Origin of the sequence: Thermomonas sp., from assembly GCF_025993755.1 — a bacterium.
Taxonomy (GTDB): Bacteria; Pseudomonadota; Gammaproteobacteria; order Xanthomonadales; family Xanthomonadaceae; genus Thermomonas.
The window spans coordinates 1-1,668 of record NZ_JAMQHN010000203.1; the positions used below are offsets into that span (position 1 = coordinate 1).

At 63.2% G+C, this 1,668-nt stretch carries 1 protein-coding gene; it reads right to left on the reverse strand.

Going from position 1 to position 1,668, the window contains the following annotated elements; genetic code table 11:
• Positions 1–1,668: efflux RND transporter permease subunit (locus Q0X16_RS13235; protein ID WP_297835335.1), on the reverse strand; the 1,668-nt coding region annotated here is incomplete at both ends.

The following is a 1,668-nucleotide window of genomic DNA, read 5'->3' on the forward strand; positions in this document are numbered from 1 at the left end:
CGTCCCGCCCTTGCACATCCATCTGCAGCACGGCATAGCGCTGCAGCGACTCGCGGCGCACGAAGGTGTAGCCCTCGTCCAGCTTGATCTTGGCCACTTGGGAGAACGGCACGAGGGCGCCCTCGGCCGTGCGAATCGGAATGGAGGCAATCGCCGAAGGACTGTTCCGGTACTCTTCGGCCAAGCGCACGGCGATGTCGAAGCGGCGCGTGCCATCGATCAACGTCGAGACCGTTTCTCCACCCACTCCTGCTTGCACGACGCTCAAGATGTCGTCGGCATTCAGGCCATAGCGGGAAGCCGCCTGACGGTCGACTTCGATGACCATTTGCGGCTTGCCCTTATTGGCTTCGGCCGATAGGTCGGCCACCCCGGACACGCCGCCGATGACGGTCTTGAGTTGCCCGGACAGATCCTCCAGCTTGTCGAGATCCTCGCCGTAGACCTTCAGCGCCAGCGTGGCTCGTACGCCGGAGATGAGTTCCTCCACGCGCATCTGGATTGGCTGTGTCGCGCCGAACACTGCGGTCTGCACTTCGCCTTCGAGATACTCCTGCATCTCCTTGCCGAGTGCGGAGAACGACTGCTTTTGCGGCCATTCGTCCTGCGGCTTCAGGTCGAGCAGCACCTCCATGTAGTTGACGTCGGCGGTCTCGCCCTTCTCGGCTCGGCCGATGGTCGCCAGCACGGAGCGCACCTGCGGGTACTTCTTGCGCAGGCTGGCATCCATCACGTTGGCCACGCGGATCGACTCGTCCAACGATGTCGAGGGGATGCCGACGACGCGGAACATGATCGCGCCTTCCTGCAACTGCGGCATGAACTCCTTGCCCAGCAGCGGAAAGAGGGCCAACGAGCCGATCAGCAGCGCCACGGCAGCAACGACCACGGTCTTCTTGCGGTCCAGTGCCCAATCCAGCAGCGGTAGGTAGATCTTCTTCGCGCCGCGCACCAGCCAGGTGTCTTTCTCCTCCTTGGGCTTGAGGATCAGCGCGGCCAGCACCGGCACCAACGTCAATGACAGCAGCAGCGAGCCAATCATGGCGAAGGTGATGGTCAGCGCCATCGGCTTGAAGAGCTTGCCTTCAAGCCCCGTCAGCGAGAACAGGGGCAGGAAGACGACGATGATGATCAGGATCGCAAAGGCGATGGGGTTCGCCACCTCACGGGCCGCTTCCAGCACCACGTGCGTCCGGTTGATCGGCCGTCCGGACTCGCGTGCGTGCGAGAGCAGTCGGAAGGCGTTCTCGACCATGACCACGGCGCCATCCACCATCATTCCAATCCCGATCGCAAGGCCCGCGAGCGACATCAGATTCGCCGACAGCCCGAAGCGGTTCATCAGGATGAAGGCGAACAGCATCGCCAACGGCAAGGTGACGATGACGACGATGGCTGAACGGAACTCGCCGAGGAAGAGAAACAGGATGATCGCAACCAGGATCGAGCCTTCGAGCAGCGCGCTCTCGGCAGTCTTGAGAGCCTTCTCGACGATCTCGGTGCGGTCGTAGACCGCCTTCAGCTCGATGCCTTTCGGTAGGGCCGCCTGCGCAGTGGCCAGTTTGGCCTTAACCCCGGCGACGACGTTGGCCGCGTTCTCGTGGATGCGTGCCAGCGCGATGCCCAGCACCGTCTCGTGGCCGTCGCGCGTCACCGCGCCGAAGCGCA